Annotated in this window: 17 protein-coding genes and 1 pseudogene; 14 read left to right on the top strand and 4 right to left on the bottom strand. The window is 62.8% G+C overall.

Annotation, left to right across the window (positions count from 1 at the left end; genetic code table 11):
* Window positions 1–565, bottom strand: a pseudogene (locus AOQ71_RS36765) (tyrosine-protein phosphatase); the annotation flags it as partial.
* A 48-nt stretch (window positions 566–613) separates the two neighbouring features.
* Between AOQ71_RS36765 and AOQ71_RS36760 the strand changes: the two are divergent.
* On the top strand, window positions 614–940 hold the full coding sequence (locus AOQ71_RS36760) for an MliC family protein (protein ID WP_057757745.1): 327 nt from the start codon (window positions 614–616) through the stop codon (window positions 938–940).
* Window positions 941–1,050: 110 nt separating this feature from the next.
* Here AOQ71_RS36760 and AOQ71_RS44390 read toward each other — a convergent pair whose 3' ends face one another.
* A complete protein-coding gene (locus AOQ71_RS44390) occupies window positions 1,051–1,254 on the bottom strand; it encodes a DUF2735 domain-containing protein (RefSeq protein WP_083514767.1) in 204 nt (67 codons plus the stop codon).
* 536 nt (window positions 1,255–1,790) lie between these two features.
* Between AOQ71_RS44390 and AOQ71_RS36755 the strand changes: the two genes are divergently transcribed.
* From AOQ71_RS36755 to AOQ71_RS36705, 12 genes are all read left to right on the top strand, one after another.
* Window positions 1,791–2,825 (top strand): glutamine synthetase beta-grasp domain-containing protein, encoded by a 1,035-nt coding sequence (locus tag AOQ71_RS36755; RefSeq protein WP_057757742.1) that lies wholly within the window; start codon window positions 1,791–1,793, stop codon window positions 2,823–2,825.
* Between the two features lie 201 nt (window positions 2,826–3,026).
* On the top strand, window positions 3,027–3,728 hold the full coding sequence (locus AOQ71_RS36750; RefSeq protein ID WP_057759003.1) for a GrlR family regulatory protein: 702 nt from the start codon (window positions 3,027–3,029) through the stop codon (window positions 3,726–3,728).
* A gap of 21 nt (window positions 3,729–3,749) precedes the next feature.
* Window positions 3,750–4,433: a substrate-binding domain-containing protein gene (locus tag AOQ71_RS36745; RefSeq protein ID WP_057757739.1), complete on the top strand. Its 684-nt coding sequence runs from the start codon at window positions 3,750–3,752 to the stop codon at window positions 4,431–4,433.
* A gap of 32 nt (window positions 4,434–4,465) precedes the next feature.
* Window positions 4,466–5,287, top strand: coding sequence for a tetratricopeptide repeat protein (locus AOQ71_RS36740; protein ID WP_057757736.1), 822 nt, complete (start codon window positions 4,466–4,468; stop codon window positions 5,285–5,287).
* Between the two features lie 86 nt (window positions 5,288–5,373).
* Entirely contained in the window at window positions 5,374–5,841 is a 468-nt protein-coding gene (locus AOQ71_RS36735) for a hypothetical protein (RefSeq protein ID WP_057757733.1), read from the top strand.
* A 57-nt stretch (window positions 5,842–5,898) separates the two neighbouring features.
* On the top strand, window positions 5,899–6,048 hold the full coding sequence (locus tag AOQ71_RS46495; protein ID WP_007609497.1) for a hypothetical protein: 150 nt from the start codon (window positions 5,899–5,901) through the stop codon (window positions 6,046–6,048).
* 261 nt (window positions 6,049–6,309) lie between these two features.
* Window positions 6,310–7,014 (top strand): GrlR family regulatory protein, encoded by a 705-nt coding sequence (locus tag AOQ71_RS36730; protein WP_057757730.1) that lies wholly within the window; start codon window positions 6,310–6,312, stop codon window positions 7,012–7,014.
* A 154-nt stretch (window positions 7,015–7,168) separates the two neighbouring features.
* Window positions 7,169–8,140, top strand: a complete 972-nt coding sequence (locus AOQ71_RS36725; protein WP_083514766.1) for a LysR family transcriptional regulator — start codon at window positions 7,169–7,171, stop codon at window positions 8,138–8,140.
* Between the two features lie 166 nt (window positions 8,141–8,306).
* The gene (locus AOQ71_RS36720) at window positions 8,307–9,203 is read left to right on the top strand and encodes a fumarylacetoacetate hydrolase family protein (RefSeq protein WP_057759001.1); all 897 of its coding nucleotides are present in this window, start codon (window positions 8,307–8,309) and stop codon (window positions 9,201–9,203) included.
* 10 nt (window positions 9,204–9,213) lie between these two features.
* Window positions 9,214–10,389, top strand: a complete 1,176-nt coding sequence (locus AOQ71_RS36715; RefSeq protein ID WP_162268456.1) for a homoaconitate hydratase — start codon at window positions 9,214–9,216, stop codon at window positions 10,387–10,389.
* Window positions 10,390–10,417: 28 nt separating this feature from the next.
* Window positions 10,418–11,185, top strand: a complete 768-nt coding sequence (locus tag AOQ71_RS36710; RefSeq protein ID WP_057757722.1) for an SDR family NAD(P)-dependent oxidoreductase — start codon at window positions 10,418–10,420, stop codon at window positions 11,183–11,185.
* Between the two features lie 70 nt (window positions 11,186–11,255).
* Window positions 11,256–12,578 (top strand): MFS transporter, encoded by a 1,323-nt coding sequence (locus AOQ71_RS36705; RefSeq protein ID WP_063958344.1) that lies wholly within the window; start codon window positions 11,256–11,258, stop codon window positions 12,576–12,578.
* Between the two features lie 253 nt (window positions 12,579–12,831).
* Here AOQ71_RS36705 and AOQ71_RS36700 read toward each other — a convergent pair whose 3' ends face one another.
* A complete protein-coding gene (locus AOQ71_RS36700; protein ID WP_057757719.1) occupies window positions 12,832–13,083 on the bottom strand; it encodes a hypothetical protein in 252 nt (83 codons plus the stop codon).
* Between the two features lie 441 nt (window positions 13,084–13,524).
* Between AOQ71_RS36700 and AOQ71_RS36695 the strand changes: the two genes are divergently transcribed.
* Window positions 13,525–15,147 (top strand): ABC-F family ATP-binding cassette domain-containing protein, encoded by a 1,623-nt coding sequence (locus AOQ71_RS36695; RefSeq protein ID WP_057757716.1) that lies wholly within the window; start codon window positions 13,525–13,527, stop codon window positions 15,145–15,147.
* Window positions 15,148–15,399: 252 nt separating this feature from the next.
* Here AOQ71_RS36695 and AOQ71_RS36690 read toward each other — a convergent pair whose 3' ends face one another.
* Window positions 15,400–16,491: a type II asparaginase gene (locus AOQ71_RS36690; RefSeq protein WP_157083790.1), complete on the bottom strand. Its 1,092-nt coding sequence runs from the start codon at window positions 16,489–16,491 to the stop codon at window positions 15,400–15,402.
* Between the last annotated feature and the right edge of the window lie 65 nt (window positions 16,492–16,556).

Genomic DNA, 16,556 nt, shown 5'->3' with positions numbered 1-16,556 from the left:
CGCTCGAGGTGTCGCGCTTGTAGTGGCGGTTGGTGAGCAGATAATCCTCGGCAATGACGTCGTCGGGAACGCCGAGCGCATGCAGGATCAGGGCGCTGGCGAAGCCGGTACGGTCCTTGCCGGCGGTGCAGTGGATCACGAGCGGAGCGCGGTCCTCCAGCAGATGGCCGAACAGCATGCGGAAGCTATGCGTGTTGTGGCGGACATAGTTGCGATAGGACTCCCGCATGATCTCGAGCGCGACCTGCCGAGTGAGCGCGTCCCTGGCGAGCGCGGCGCGCAGCGAAGCCACCACCGTCGGCTCGATCGGCAGCGAATGTACGGTGATCTCGTTGACGCCGCACATACCAGCGGTCCGCTCCTCGACGCCGCGGAAGTCGAACGCGCTTTTGACGCCGAGTGCGCGAACGATTTCGATGTCGGCGGCGGTGAGCTGGCCGAGATGGTTGGAGCGGAAGATATGGCGCCAGCGCGTGATGCGGCCGTCACGTGTGGCGTAGCCGCCCAGGTCGCGAAAATTGCTGGCGCCTTGCAAGGCAAGGTGACGGGCAGGGGAGTCTGACATCGGAGCCGCTTTTGTTATGTTGCCGAGGGATCATTACAGGGGGCGATCATGGGCCGGCACAAGGCTGTTCTTTTGGGGATCACCATACTGACGGCGGGACCGTCAGGCGCGGGGCACGCCGACGCGCAGACGTTCCGGACCTATCGCTGCGTCGATGGCACGCAGTTCATCGTTGGTTTTTATGACTATGACACCCGCGCCTTCCTTCAGATCGACGGCGAGCCGGTCACGCTTGCCAAGCGCCTGACGGTATCGGGCATGCGCTATTCGGGGGCGGGCATCACGCTGAGGATCGACAAGAGCGGAGCCACCACCGTCAAGCATTTGAAGCGGCCGGTCACGGCCTGCGCGGTGATCGAAAAGCCCGCCCTTTGAATGGACATCCGGACAGAATCAAAAAGGGTCGAAACCTCGTTGTTTCGACCCTTTTCAAGCTTCCGTCGGGCACTCGAAAGAGCGCGGCGGTCTCAAACTGGACACTGGCATTAGCGTTCCCATTTGGGCTTTGCTTCGTCGACCGCGTCCTGGTGGTACCAGCTATCGCTGCAGATCGAGGCGTTCGCTGGAAGCGAGGCGTGATCGGCAGGAAGGCGTGGCTCGCCATAGCGGGGCCCCGCGAGAGCCGCGCGGCCCCCGGCAGGGAATTGGTAGATCTTCGCAGATCCGTAACTTAGACCATTATTCATCATTGCGATTGCTCCTGGGTCGAAGCGACTTGGCCTCCATGGTGCGCCCGACTCGTTCTGATGTGGTTACTGGAATCTCCATATCGGCCTCGCACTCCCAAAAGCAAAGTGCTGAAAACGATATCAGTTTCCGCCCAATTATTGGGCAGGTGGTTATCTGCACCCCCTAAGGCACCGGGCCGATGACTAACGTCTGGGCCGTTCCAAAGGTTGCTAGGCAGGACGGGGCGGCTTTTCGAAAGTTGCTGGACGTTGATGCGCGTTTGATCGGCAACCTCAGGCAGGGGGCCTGCCTGCTTCAAAATCGGGCGTTTTCCGCGGGATTTTTGCAGTGCAGCTTCACGAGAAGGTGCGCCTCTATGACGCATGCGGCTGGGGACGGTTTTCCGTCGGCTGGACCGACTCCGGCGCGGTGGAAAAGCTTCCGCGCTGCGGCTTTTTGGCACGCAACATGCTTGTAGAGGGCCGGCCGATGATGGCCGGGTACAAACGTGCGGGGCTCTCAACCCCACCTTTCGCATCATCTACAGAGAGGCTCAATGACCAAGTATAAGCTCGAGTACATTTGGCTCGACGGATATACGCCGACTCCGAACTTGCGCGGCAAAACCCAGATCAAGGAATTTTCGTCGTTTCCGACGCTCGAGCAGCTTCCGCTGTGGGGCTTCGACGGCTCGTCGACCCAGCAGGCCGAAGGCCACAGCTCCGATTGCGTGCTGAAGCCGGTCGCCGTGTTCCCGGACGGTGCCCGCACCAATGGCGTGCTGGTGATGTGCGAAGTCATGATGCCCGATGGCAAGACCCCGCATCCGTCCAACAAGCGCGCCACCATCCTCGACGACGCCGGCGCCTGGTTCGGCTTCGAGCAGGAATACTTCTTCTACAAGAACGGCCGTCCGCTCGGCTTCCCCGAGTCCGGCTATCCGGCGCCGCAGGGCCCGTACTACACCGGCGTCGGTTATTCGAACGTCGGCGATGTTGCCCGCAAGATCGTCGAAGAGCATCTCGACCTCTGCCTCGCTGCCGGCATCAACCATGAAGGCATCAACGCGGAAGTCGCGAAGGGCCAGTGGGAATTCCAGATTTTCGGCAAGGGCTCCAAGACCGCTGCCGACCAGATGTGGATGGCCCGCTACCTGATGCTGCGTCTGACCGAGAAGTACGGCATCGACATCGAATTCCACTGCAAGCCGCTCGGCGATACCGATTGGAACGGCTCGGGCATGCACGCCAACTTCTCCACCGAGTACATGCGTACGGTCGGCGGCAAGGAGTACTTCGAGGCGCTGATGGCCGCCTTCGACAAGAACCTGATGGACCACATCGCCGTCTACGGCCCGGACAACGACAAGCGTCTGACCGGCAAGCACGAGACCGCGCCGTGGAACAAGTTCAGCTACGGTGTGGCTGATCGTGGTGCCTCGATCCGCGTTCCCCACTCCTTCATCAACAATGGCTACAAGGGCTATCTGGAAGACCGCCGTCCCAACTCGCAGGGCGACCCATACCAGATCGCTTCGCAGATCCTGAAGACGATCTCGTCCGTGCCTGTCGACAAGAAGGCCGTCGCCTAAGATCCTCCCGGCCGGGACCTTGGGGCTTGGTCCGGGTTGGCTTTCAATCCGCCGGGGCTGCGAAGCTCCGGCGGATTTTTGCGTTCTGATGACAACGCTTGGTGTGGGTCTGGCTTCTATGCCGGGGTGAAGTCTGTCCATGTCGGCCGAAACCGGGATAGAGTAGTCGTCAGGATGCGCGCGGAGCCGGGGACACGGCTGGTGTTTGAAGGCTTCTACAAGGTGCGGTTTCAGCTCGGCGACGCCGTCGGCCGGAGCGTGATGCATGCCGGCAATGGCAAGATGCTCGGCGGCAATTCGGCGTTCGCCCATATCGGCACCTACGAGAAGACCGAAGGCGGCGTCGACATCATCATCAAGACCGTCCGCCACAACCCCGATCCGAACTACCGCGCCATGGCCGGCACCGACGATGCGACGCTGATCGCGAAAGGTTTTGCGGACGGCGATCTCTACCGCTTCAAGGGCGAGCTGAAAGAGCTGCCCGGCGTGCCCTTCCAGTCGGTGATGACACCGATCACGGAGGAGGAGGTGCCGATCGCCGGCGGGGTCGGCGAGGCCGGCATCACCGATGGTCTCTATTCGATCCACCTGCGCATGCTCGACGGTGTCGACGGCGGGCTCACCGGCGTGATGCTGCTCAACCGCGGCCGCATCCTCGGCGGCGATGCTTCGTTCTATTACCTCGGCAGCTACACCGCCGCGAACGGACGCTGGAAGGGGCAGATCCTCAACCAGGAGCACACCCCGGCCAAGGACGATCCGATCTTTGGCGGCCACGAGGTCGGCATCGGGTTTGCCGGCACCTATGATGGCGATCAGGCGATGCTGGAAGCGACTGCACTGGCCGGCAAGCGCAGCCTGCGCCTGTCCGCCACGCTCAAGCTGATGCATCGCGCCTGATCGCTACAGGGGAAATTGCTCATGGAAAAAATCCGCATGCTCTCGACGCTCGGCCTGATGGGGGCGATGCGCAGCCTGTCATCCGCGTTCGAGGCCGCAACGGGCATTCACGTCGATGCCGACTTTGCGCCGACCCTGGCGCTGCTCAGGCGCCTGCGCGCCGGGGAGGCGGCCGATCTCGTCATTCTTACGCGTGAAGGGCTCGACGAGGTGATCGGCGAGGGGCGCGTGATCGCGGACAGCGCGGCCGACCTCGCGCGCTCCTATGTCGGCCTCGCCGTGCGGGCCGGGCAGCCGCATCCCGATATTTCCAGCGAAGCCGCGCTGCGCAAGGCGCTGCTCGCGGCCCGATCCGTCGCCTATTCACGGCTGGGTGCGAGCGGCGTGTACTTCGCCCAGCTGATCGTGCGGATGGGCATCGGCACCGAGATCAACGCCAAGGCCACCATCGTCGAGCAGGGCTTTACGGCGGAGCGGCTCGTCAGAGGCGAGGCTGATCTCGCCGTGCAGCAGATCAGCGAGCTGAAGCAGGTCGGCGGCATCGAGGTGATCGGCCCGGTCCCGCACGAATTGCAGACCCCTGCCGTGTTCTCCGCCGGCCGCATGACGGATGCGAAGCAGGCCAAGGCGGCCGATCGCCTGCTGCGCTATCTCGCATCCCCCGAGGTCATGCCCGTGCTGCGCCGGTCTGGACTCGAGCCTTGAATTCGCCGGCACGCCGACGCAACGTGACGGCCATGCGAACCTGTCTCTTGGCCATCCTCTTCGCTCTTGCCGCGCCGGTCGCCGCGCACGCGCAATCGGCCGATCTCGTGCTGTGCGACCGTGTTGCCGCCGATCCCAGCGATCCGGACAAGCCGACCGACGTGAAAGGCGTGTCTGAGATCGCGGCCGCCGACATCACGACCGCCATCAAATTCTGCAAGCAGGCGTCCGCATCGTCGCGCCGCGCAATGTTTGCGCTTGGGCGCGCCTATGCGGCGAACCGGCAGACGGCGGAAGCGCTCGCTGCCTGGCGCAAGGCCGCCGACAAGGGCTCCAGCGCGGCGATGGTGGAGCTCGGTGTCGCCTATGGCACCGGCTCCGGTGTTGCCAAGGACGAGGCGCAGGCGCGAACGCTGTTTGAGAAAGCGGCGCAATCAGGCAATCCCCGCGGCGTCTCCAACCTCGCCGCGCTCGGCAGCGCCGGTGGCGGAACGCCGGCCGATCCGGCGCAGGCGCGCACCCTTCTGAGCAAGGCCGCCGAGACCAATGCGGAGGCGCAGTACCAGCTCGGCCTGCTGCTCTCCAATGGCGATGGCGGCGAGAAGGATGATGTCGCGGCGCGCGCGCTGTTCGAGAAGGCGGCCGCGCAAAACCATCCCGGCGCGCTGGAGCGGATGGGCGCGTTCGCGCAAGAGGGGCGCGGCGGTCCGAAGGACAAGGACGCCGCCAAGGCCTATTACGAGCGCGCGGCTGCGCTCGGCGACGAGGACGCCAAGAAGGCGCTGGAGCGGTTGCGCTGCCCCTATGCGATCAAGGACAAGCAGGGCAGGCTCGTCACCACGCTTTGCTTCTAGCGGACGACGAGGCCGCTCTTGATCGAGCGCAAGGTGGCACGGCCCGGCGGGCCTAGATTGCGTCTCCGTTGGAATGGAGACGTGCGATGAAACTGTGTCGTTGGATAGTCGTGTTGGCCTTGGTGGGAGCGGCCACGGCCGTGACGGCGCAGGATCTCAAATCGCCGTCGGCGGACCAGTACGTGCCGCGGCTCGGCGACATCATGAGCGCCGCACAGACCCGCCACCAGAAGCTGTGGCTGGCCAGCAAGGCGCAGAACTGGGAGCTTTCGGCTTACGAGCTGCGCCAGCTCAAGGCGAGCCTGGTCGAGGCCGCCTTGCTCTATTCCGGCATCCCCGTCAGCAATGTCACGACCCTGGAGCCGTCGCTGCAGGCGACGTCCGACGCGATTGCGACCAAGGACGGCCGCAAATTCGCAAAGGCCCTGGGTGATCTCACCGAGGGCTGCAACGCCTGTCACCGGTCGATGGGACGCAGCTTCGTCGTCATCAAGGTTCCCGCAGACCCGCAGCCGTTTGCCAATCAACTGTTTGCGCCACCGGCGAGGCCATGACGGAACGGACCGCGTGCGGCACAGTTTGACTGGCAAGTCCACGCAGGAGGAGCAACCATGATCCGCAAGCTCGCATCCGGCGAATACCGGCTGTATTCGCGCAAGGTGAATCCCAAGACCGGCAAGCGGCGCAATCTCGGCACCTTCAAGAGCCGCGCGGCGGCCGAGAAGCACGAACGCGAGGTGCAGTATTTCAAGCGTCATTGACGGTTGCCGAATGTCGCACGTGCGTCAACGCAAAAGTCGAAAACAACCCCATGCACAGTAGGCAAGTGGTTGAAAGGCCGAGCTCCTGAACGACTATTGCTGATTTTGCGAAATTGGCTTGACCCGTCGGGCAAAACAGGTGCATGATGGCACCTTGGCAGGATCGGTTCCGCAAGCCCCTGCGCGGAAAAGCCTGGTGGCATCGATGCCGCGACGATGCTAGGACCCGGCGATTCCTTTTGATTTTGCGGGTTCACGATTTTGCTCAACGGGCTCTACAAGGTTGAATACGGCATCAACGGCGCCTTCGGCCGCAGCATCATGTGTCTGCACGACGGCAAGATGCTGGGCGGCAATTCCGCCTTTGCGCATCTCGGCAGCTACGTGGTCAGGGACGGCGTGATCGAAGCCGAGGTCATCACGGAGCGTTATAATGACGATCCCAATTTCAAGCCGTTGATGGGCGCCGACGTCACCACGATCAGGGTGCGCGGTCGCACCGAGGGATCGACCATCCTGCTGGAGGGCAGGGCGGATGCGATGCCCGACGGCGTGTTCTGGGCCAACCTCGCCCTGCTCGACGACGCCGCGCTGCCGCCGCGTGGCACGATCGGGCAACGCAGCATCGCCAACGGGCTCTATGCGATGCAGCTGCTGGCACTCGACGGCGTCGATGCAAGCCTTTCCGGCGTGATGCTGCTGCTCGACGGCCGCATTCTCGGTGGCGACGCGTTCTTCTACTATCTGGGCTCCTATTCCTCGGTGGACGGCCGCTGGAAGGGCGAGATGCTCAACCAGGAGCACACGCCGGCGAGGGGCGACAATCCCGTCTTCGGTGGCTACGAGGTCGGGATCGGCTTCTCCGGAAGCTGCACGGAGGACGGCGGCGAGCTCGAAGGCATCGCGCTCGCGGGAAAGCGCAGCCTGCGGTTGGCAGCATCGCTCAGGCTGATGCGACGCGTGTAGGGAGCCTGATCCACAGGCGGACCAAGCCGAGGCTCAGTTCGATTTTGTCGAGTGAAGTCGGCTCGGGTCAAGCTGCGAAGAAATTCAAGACGCAAAGTGTAGCGGCGGAATCATGCCATAGTGACGAGGTCAGCTCCAGCTAGCGAACAGTTGAATGGGACCTCACGTCAGGATCGATCCTCGCCGTCTTCTTGATCTCCTCGCTGTCGCAAGACACGGCTCATTCAGTGCGGCCGCGGCGGCGTTGAACGTCTCGCAACCCGGGCTGTCGCGCAGCATCGCTTTGCTCGAACGGGAAGTTGGAGCGAAGGTGCTCGAGCGCGGTCGACAGGGCGCGCAGCTCAACGCGATGGGGACGGCGCTCATCTTTCATGCCGAAGCGTTGGAAGCGATTCTGGAACGCGCCCGGGAAGATACACTTCTGAGAAGCTTGGGCCTCGAAGGATCCGTCAAGCTCGGCGTGACACCCATCACTGCCGCCGGAATTGTTCCGCGTGCGCTCGAAATCCTGGTCAAGGCCGCACCAAAGATCCACGTTTCCGTCACCGAAGGCCTCGACAGCGAAATCGCCGAAATGCTGCGGCGGGGCCATGTCGATCTTGTCGTGAGCAGGATCGGGGGCGGATCGGGCTATCAGGAGTTGGCAGAAGAAGAACTCTTTCGATCCGACTGGGGGCTTATCACCCGCCCGGATCATCCCATCGCGAGGCGTGCGAGCGTCCGGCTCTCGGATCTCAGAGACGTGCGTTGGGTGCTGCCCGCCGGCGGCAGTGCGTTCAGGCAGCAAATGGAGCGCGTGTTTGCCAGCTCAAACCTCGGCTGGCCGACGCAGAGTATCAACACGAACTCGATCCTCGCCATCAAAGCCATCGTCATGAGCACGGATTGCGTATCGCTGATGGCGCGAGAACTCGTCGGGGTCGAAGTGGCGGCTCGTCGCTTGTGCATCATCGCGCTGAAAGGCGTCGAGAACCAGCGGCCGGTCGGCGTGATGTGGAGACGCAACGAAACCTTGTCGCCGGTAGCTGCGCGCGTTCTCGAAATCCTGCGCAGGATCTCGAAGGACGAGCTCGCCGTCCGAAAGCGCGTGGAGTTGCCCAAGAAGGGCGGTCGCTCAGTCGTATAACAAAAATGCATGGTTTTCGAAAAAGATCGTATTGGACGCATAGATAGCCGCTGACTACGGTCTCTCCCAAGGGAGGAGAACAAGATCGCCGAACACGCGGGATACCAATCCCGCCGCGATCTTGAACATCTGGCCCGCCGGTTTTGGTCGTGCGGAGATCGATTTTATGAAGCTTGCGACATTCAAAGTGGGGCAGGAGCAGCTCGTTGGCGCCTTGGAAGGGGACGAGCTGGTCGTCCTCGATGTGCCCAATATGCGAGCGTTGTTCGAGATGGGGGCGCCGGTCCAGGAATTTGCCCAGCGCGCCAAGACGACGCGCCGTTTCGCCTTGAAAGATGTCAAGCTCCGGGCGCCGATCATCCCAAAGAAGATCTTCCATACCGCAGGCAATTACGCCGAGCACGCGCACGAAGGCGATCGGTCGAACTGGGTGGCGGCGATCAAGCCCTGGATTGTATTCTTCCAGAACGTCGATGCGATCATCGGACCTGACGATCCGATCATCTACCCCGAGCATCTGACCAAGGAACTCGACTACGAGATCGAGCTCTGTGTCGTGCTCGGCAGGTCCGGCAAACATTTCAGCGAGGCCGAGGCCAAGGACTACATCGGCGGCTACGTGATCTTCAACGATATCACCGCCCGTGACATCCAGCGGCGCGAGATGGAGTCGGCGAATTTCAGCTTCTCCAAGTCGATCGACACATTCTGCCCGTTTGGGCCCTGGATCGTCACCGCCGACGAGATACCTGACCCGTACAATCTGAACATCGAGCTGCGCGTCAACGGCGAGAAGCGGCAGGTGTCGAACACCAGCCACATGTCGGTGACCCTGCCCCAACTGCTGTCCAAGTTTTCGCCGGCAGGTTTTTCCGCGGGCGATATCCTCACCACCGGCACCGTCTCCGGCGTTGCCGCGTTCAGTGCCAACCCGCAGGCCTGGTATCTCAAACCCGGCGACGTCATCGAAGCCGAGATCGAAAAGATCGGCATGCTCCGTAACCGGGTGATTTCCTGGGAGGAGGGGCATGGCGCGCCTGCTCCGGCGTTCCAAAAGTTCTGAGGTGCGGGTCATGATTGATCGATCGAGGATATGGACCGGCTCTCTCAACGAAACGGCTCTTGCCGGCAGGCCCAAGCCATCCGCGGGCTTCTATGACACGACCCTCCGCGACGGGGAGCAGGCAGTCGGCGTGGTGTTCGGCGTCGAGCAGAAGCTGGAAATCGCAAAGCTGGTGGACGGGCTCGGGGTCGGACGGATAGAGGCCGGTTTTCCCCGCGTGTCCGACGAGGACAAGGAGGCCATCAAGGCGATTTCCGCCGCCGGTCTGAAGGCGGAGCTCTGGGGCTTTGCGCGCGCGATCATCGAGGATGTCGCCGCGGTCGCTGATCTCGGCTTGAAGCATCTGGTGATCGAGGCTCCGATTTCCGACGCTAAGCTCGGCGCTCTCGAGGTTGCGCGCGAGATCGTGCTGAAGCGCATCAAGGATGCGGTCGCCTTCGGTGCAAAGAACGGCCTCCATGTTGCGTTTTTCGGCGTCGACTCGACGCGCGCGGATCTGGAGTTCTTCGAGACCGCCTACAAGACGGCGATCGAGGCCGGCGCGATAGAGCTGGCGATCGTCGACACGCTCGGCATCGCCTGTCCGGAAGCCGTGGACTTTCTGGTCCGCCGCGTAAAATCGTGGGCCGGGACCGTTCCGGTCCATTTTCACGGCCACAACGATTTCGGCCTCGCGACGGCCTGTGCGGTTGCGGCGATCAATGCGGGCGCGTCCTGGATCCACGGCACCATCGACGGCATCGGCGAGCGAGCCGGCAACGCCAATCTGCCCGAGATCGCGCTGACCCTGGAGCTGCTCTACGGAATCCAGACCGGCATTGATCTTGCGCGCGTGCGCGATGCATCGAAACGCCTGCGCCAAATCGCCTCATATGAGCTCGAGCCCTGGAAAGCGGCCGTCGGCCGCAACCTGTTCATCCGCGAAACCGGTGCGGTCGCGGCGCAGTTTCACATTCCGCAGGCGATCGAGCCCTATTCGTCCGAGCTCTTGAACACGCCGCGAGGCATCGTGCTCGGGAAGAAGAGCGGCGCCGCCTCGATCGCCATCAAGTGCAGCGAGCTTGGCATCGAAGCGCCCCCGGGAGCGCACGCCAGGCTTCTGGCGGAGGTGAAGAAACTCGCCATGGCGAAGCGGCGGCTGCTCAGCGATGCGGAATTCCTGGAGCTCGCCCGGCAGGTCTCCTGACCGCGCCCAATCTTGATTGGAAACGCCGATGAAGAAGTTCGCTGAAAGGAAAGTCCTGGTGACCGGCGCGGGTCGGGGGTTCGGCCGCGCCCTGGCGCTGGCTTTCGCTCGGGAAGGTGCTGACGTTGTCGTGCACTATAACAGCTCGGCCGCGGGTGCGGAGGAGGTTGCCGGCGAAGTTCGCGCTTTGGGGCAAAAGGCCGCGATCGTCAGGGGCGACATCTCGAGCCATGCAGACGTCCTGCACATCACGAAAACCTCCTTCGAAGCCCTGGGCGGCCTCGACATTCTCGTCAACAATGTCGGGGACATGGCGCTCGACCAAGTGTCCTGGCGCCAGTTCGACGAGAAGGTGATCGATCATACGCTCGCCGTCGACATCAAGGGGACGATGTTCATGATCCATGAGGTCGGTTCGCGAATGCTCGACGGAGCGGGCGGGGTCATCGTCAACATCGGGTCTCAGGTGGTGATCGCAGGAAGCCCGCGCGCGCCGCAATACGCCGCGGCCAAGTACGGCGTGATCGGCCTGACCAAGTCATATGCGCGAGCGTTGGCACCGAAGGTGCGGGTGAACACGCTGGGCGCGGCCTTCATGGAGACCGAGGCGCTGAAGAACCGGCACGACTGGAAGAACGGCCGCCGCGACGAGATCCTGAAGCAGACGCCGCTCGGCCGGATCGCGACGCCGGAAGACATGGTCGGCCCAACGCTATTCCTGGCAGGGGACGATTCGCGGCACATGACCGGACAATTCCTGCTCTGCAACGGCGGGCTTGCGATGGTGGGCGCCTAGCAAGGCGATTACTAGGCGGCAGTCGAACAGCAGAAATCGACGCCGCGAGGAAGCAACAAAGGAGGGAAACATGACGGCCGTGGACCGGGGAAGCGTGATCGAGACGTCGGTGCCAACCAAATCGTCGCCGGCTTTCAGGCGACTGGCGATCGCCTCGTCGCTTGGTTCGGCCATCGAGCACTATGACTTCTTCGTATACGCGTTCACGGCTCCCATCGTCTTCGACCGCTTCTTCTTCCCCAAGATGGACTCCGTCGCGAGCACGATGGCCGTCTATGCCACTTTTGCCGTCGGCTTTGTTGCGCGTCCGCTTGGAGGGATTGTCTTCGGCCATTATGGCGATCGCGTCGGCCGCAAGGCGATGCTGATGATGACCTTCCTGCTGATGGGCATCGCCAGCTTTCTGATCGGTTGCCTGCCGAGCTACGATTCGATCGGGCTCTTGGCGCCGCTAGGACTTGTGGCTCTTCGCTTCATCCAGGGCTTCGCGTTCGGTGGTGAATACATGAATGCGGTGTCTCTGACGCTCGAGAACGCGCCGTCGGAGCGGCGCGGCTTCTTCGCATCCTGGATCAATGCCTCGGGTCCCGTCGGCGTCGTTGCGGCCTCCGGCCTCATCGCTCTTCTCGGATTCATTTATTCGCCGGCGGAATTTGCGAACTGGGTCTGGCGGGTGCCGTTCGCCCTGAGCCTGGCTCTGGTCCTGATCGGCACCTATGTGCGCGCTCAGGTGGATGAATCCGCGCTGTTTCTCGCGACCCGGGCCAAAGCGCAAGACGACCGGACTCCTCTGCTGACGATTCTCAAGTCCTGGAAGAAGCCGGTCCTTCTGGCATGCCTCGTCAATATGGTGCACAGCTCGTTCAACTATATGAGCACGGTTTTCGTGCTCGGCTACGCCGTCAAGACCCTCGGCATGCCCCAATCGTCGATCACATCGGGCGTGACGGTCGCCAATATCCTGGAGATGTGCGCCGTTCCGTTGATCGCGGGGTTCAGCGACAAGCTCGGCCGCCGACCGTTTATCATGCTCGGCATCGTGGTCGCCGCCGCGTGGTATCCGATCTTCTTCCAGATATTGCTGACCAAAGAACCGCTGGCGATCGTGGCAGGCTTCGTCGTATCGCTCGGCCTGGTGCATGCGTTGATGTTCGCGCCAGAGGCGGCGTTCACCGCAGAGCTGTTTCCGACCAGGGTTCGCGTCAGCGGCAGCTCGCTGGGAAAGCAGCTCGGGATTGTGCTGGGAGGCGGACTGGCGCCTCTGATCGGGACCGCTCTGATGGGTTCAAGCACGAGCTTCACGCCGGTGATCCTGTACTTCGAGGTGATCGCCTGTCTGGCCCTGCTCGGCGTGTTCCTCGCACCCGAAAATTCGCGAAAAGCGTTGGAGTGAGCCGGTTTCTCGGAGCAAGTGTCCCGATGAACGGTCTCGGCCCGTCGCATCTGGTCGTGGACGGCATCGAGCTCTCGTTGACCGGTTTCGCGGAAGGTCTGACGCGGGAAGAGCTCCTCCGCGAGCTAAAAGAGCATGCGAAGGATGCCCCGGGGACCGGCGCGCGTCTCGAAAGTCCGTGGGTTGGCGAGCCTGCGTTGAGTCTCTCGTTCGGGACGACTGTAAAAAGACCGCTACTCGTTTGCGGTAGCGCTCATTGTTTTAGCGCAGCACGCGCGGTCTTGATGTAGTCCATGCATTCGGGCCAATCTTCCTCTCTCACCTCGTTCTCGGCACCGCCAAGCGCCTTGCGCAAGGTTGCCATCACCGGAGCCGGATGTTTTTTCCTGAGCTCTGCCTTGATCATCTCAAGACCTTTCTGACAATCGGATTTGCTGTCCGCCAGGACCGCGGTCGGGGTTATCATCACGGCTGCCAGTGCGACCAACAAGACTGAACGCAGCATATCTTCTCCTCCATTGCCTTTTGCTTGTTCGGCCGGCCAAGCTCGAAAGAGTCGGCCTGTCAGGCTACGATCCTTTTCGGGCTTTGTTCTGTTCGGCCGTGTGCATCCTCCATTCGGCAAACGGCAACCTGCCGGATCCATCGCAGGATGCAGCCAAGCTCGAGGGGACGAAAAAATAGGCCCCAGCTCGCGTGGTATCGGGGGCATTGAGCTGGGGCCATTCGGGGTCGCCCTTGGGGAAGGGCATCGGGAAAACTCGGCAATCGCGGAGATGTTCCTGACTCAACCGGCTTCCCGCGATCGCTGGCGGCATCAAGCAGGGGGCGGCCTGTCGGCGCGTTTTGGCGCCCTTCAAGGGCGAAATCCGTACCCCGCCGGACTTCCCTTGGGCAGGGGCATGGCCTATTACGCTGCAACGCAAAATTCCCCCGAAAAGACCTCATGATCCGCCTCGACAACGTCAGCAAGCAAGCCGGCCACCAGATCCTGTTCATCGAAGCCTCCGCCGCCCTCAACAAGGGCGAGAAGATCGGGCTCGTCGGCCCGAACGGCGCCGGCAAGACCACTTTGTTCCGGATGATCGCCGGCGAGGAGCTGCCGGACGAAGGGCAGGTGTCAACCGACCGCGGCATCACCATCGGCTATTTCAACCAGGACGTCGGCGAGATGAGTGGCCGCAGCGCCGTGGCCGAGGTGATGAATGGCGCCGGTCCCGTCAGCGAGGTTGCGGCCGAGCTGCGCCAGCTCGAGGCTGATATGGCCGACCCCGACAAGGCCGAGCAGATGGACGAGATCATCGCCAGATATGGCGAGGTGCAGCATGCCTTCGAGGAGCTCGATGGCTATGCGCTGGACGGCCGTGCGCGCGAGGCGCTGTCCGGTCTCGGCTTCAGCCAGGAGATGATGGACGGCGATGTCGGAAAACTCTCCGGCGGCTGGAAGATGCGCGTGGCGCTGGCGCGCATTCTCTTGATGCGGCCCGACGTGATGCTGCTCGACGAGCCGAGCAACCATCTTGATCTCGAAAGCCTGATCTGGCTGGAAAAGTTCCTGCACGATTACGAAGGCACGCTGCTGATGACCTCGCATGACCGCGAGTTCATCAATCGCGTGATCTCCAAGGTGGTCGAGATCGATTCCGGCTCGCTGACGACCTATACCGGCAACTACGAATTCTACGAGCAGCAGCGCGCGCTGAACGAGAAGCAGCAGCAGGCGCAGTTCGAGCGCCAGCAGGCGATGCTTGCGAAAGAGATCAAGTTCATCGAGCGTTTCAAGGCGCGCGCCTCCCACGCAGCCCAGGTGCAGAGCCGGGTGAAGAAGCTCGACAAGATCGAGCGGGTCGAACCGCCGCGCCGCCGCCAGAGCATCGCCTTCGACTTCCCGCCGGCGCCGCGCTCGGGCGAGGACGTCGTGGCGCTCAAGGGCGTGCACAAGGGCTACGGCAGCAAGCGCATCTATGATGGCCTCGATTTCATGATCCGCCGCAGGGAGCGCTGGTGCGTGATGGGCGTCAACGGCGCCGGCAAGTCGACGCTGCTCAAGCTGGTCGCGGGCGCGAGCGAGCCGGACGAGGGCACCGTGGCGCTCGGGGGTAGCGTCAAGATGGGCTATTTCGCCCAGCACGCGATGGACCTGCTCGACGGCGAGCGCACCGTGTTCCAGTCGCTGGAGGACCAGTTTCCGACCGCGGGGCAGGGGAGCCTGCGCGCGCTCGCCGGCTGCTTCGGCTTCTCCGGCGATGATGTCGAGAAGCGCTGCCGCGTGCTCTCAGGCGGCGAGAAGGCGCGCCTGGTGATGGCCAAGATGCTGTTCGATCCGCCGAACTTCCTGGTGCTGGACGAGCCGACCAACCATCTCGACCTCGCCACCAAGGAAATGCTGATCAATGCGCTGTCGGATTTCGAAGGCACCATGCTGTTCGTCTCGCATGACCGGCATTTCCTCGCGACCTTGTCGAACCGTGTGCTCGAGCTGACGCCTGATGGCATCCACCAATATGGCGGCGGTTATACGGAATACGTGGCGCGTACCGGGCAGGAGGCGCCGGGATTGCGGAGCTAGGGCTGTTCGCGGATCCTGCAATGACGCAGCTCTCGCAGGGTGGGCAAAGGCGCGCGTCTTCGCGCGACGTGCCCACGTTCTGTCGGACTCATGGAAAGGTGGTGGGCACGGCGCAAGTGCGCCTTTGCCCACCCTACGAAATTCGATCGTGCAGGATATCGCGCGCTCGCTTACCGCAAGATCTCGCGCAGCATCTTGCGATCGACGCCATGCGGCCTTTGATGACCGCTTCAAGCGGGACCAGCCGACGCTCTAGTAAGTATAGAACATCCGCTGGATTTCCTTGGTGTCCGATGTCTTGGTCAGCGCCAGCATCAGCAGGATGCGCGCCTTCTGCGGATTGAGCGTATCGGAGACGACGAAGTCGTGCTCGTCGTCCTTGGCTTCGCCGTTGCGCGCGACGATGCCGTTGCCGACGCGGCTGCTGCGGACGATCACGACACCCTTCTTGCGCGCCTCGTCGAGCGCCGGCTCGACCGCGGGGCGGGCCAGGCTGCCGTCACCGACGCCGGCATGCACGATGCCCTTGGCGCCGGCGGCGACAAAGGCGTCGACCGCGACACGGTTCATGTTGGCATAGCCGTAGACGATATCGACCTGCGGCAGCGTCTCGAGGTTGGAGACGTCGAATTCGGAGTCCGCGGTGTGCCGGCGGGTCGATTGACGATAGAAATACGGCTTGTTGCCCTGCATGTAGCCGAGAAAGCCGAGCTCGGGCGTGCGGAAGGTGTCCGCGGTCGAGGTGTTGTTCTTGGTGACCTCGCGTGCCGCGTTGATCTGGTCGTTGAGAGCGACGAGCACGCCCTTGCCAACGGCCTCTTCACTGCCCGCCAGGATCACGGCATTGAAGAGGTTGATCGGCCCGTCGGCGCTGATCGCCGTCGACGGCCGCATCGCGCCGACGATCACGACGGGCTTCCTGCTCTTGACCACGAGGTCGAGGAAATAGCTGGTCTCCTCGATCGTATCGGTGCCGTGCGTGATGACGATGCCGTCGACGTCGTCCTGCGCGAGCAGCGCGTTGACGCGCTTGGCAAGCTTGAGCCAGTAGTCGTTGTTCATGTTCTCGCTGGCGATCTGGAAAACCTGCTCGCCCTTGACGTTGGCCACCGTCTTCAGCTCGGGAACGGCGTTGAGGAGGGTGTCGATGCCGACCGTCGCTGCGGTGTAACCGACCACCGTGGTGCTGCTGGCTCCCGTGCCGGCAATCGTGCCGCCGGTCGCCAGAACCATGACGTTGGGCAGACCAGGACCTCTCGCGTTCGCAACGTCGAGACTGATGAGCAGCGCAAACAGCGTGCCCATCGTCGCCATCATGTAATCACGCACTCGAAACCGCAACATCTCGACCACCCTTGGCTAGAATCTTCGTTGATGCGCCCCGGTTCGCTCAGCGCTGCATGATCCGC

The organism is Bradyrhizobium manausense (genome assembly GCF_001440035.1).
In the GTDB taxonomy this organism is placed as follows: domain Bacteria; phylum Pseudomonadota; class Alphaproteobacteria; order Rhizobiales; family Xanthobacteraceae; genus Bradyrhizobium; species Bradyrhizobium manausense.
The sequence above is the reverse complement of the archived record's forward strand: the minus strand, read 5'-3'. Positions and strand labels throughout refer to the sequence as shown.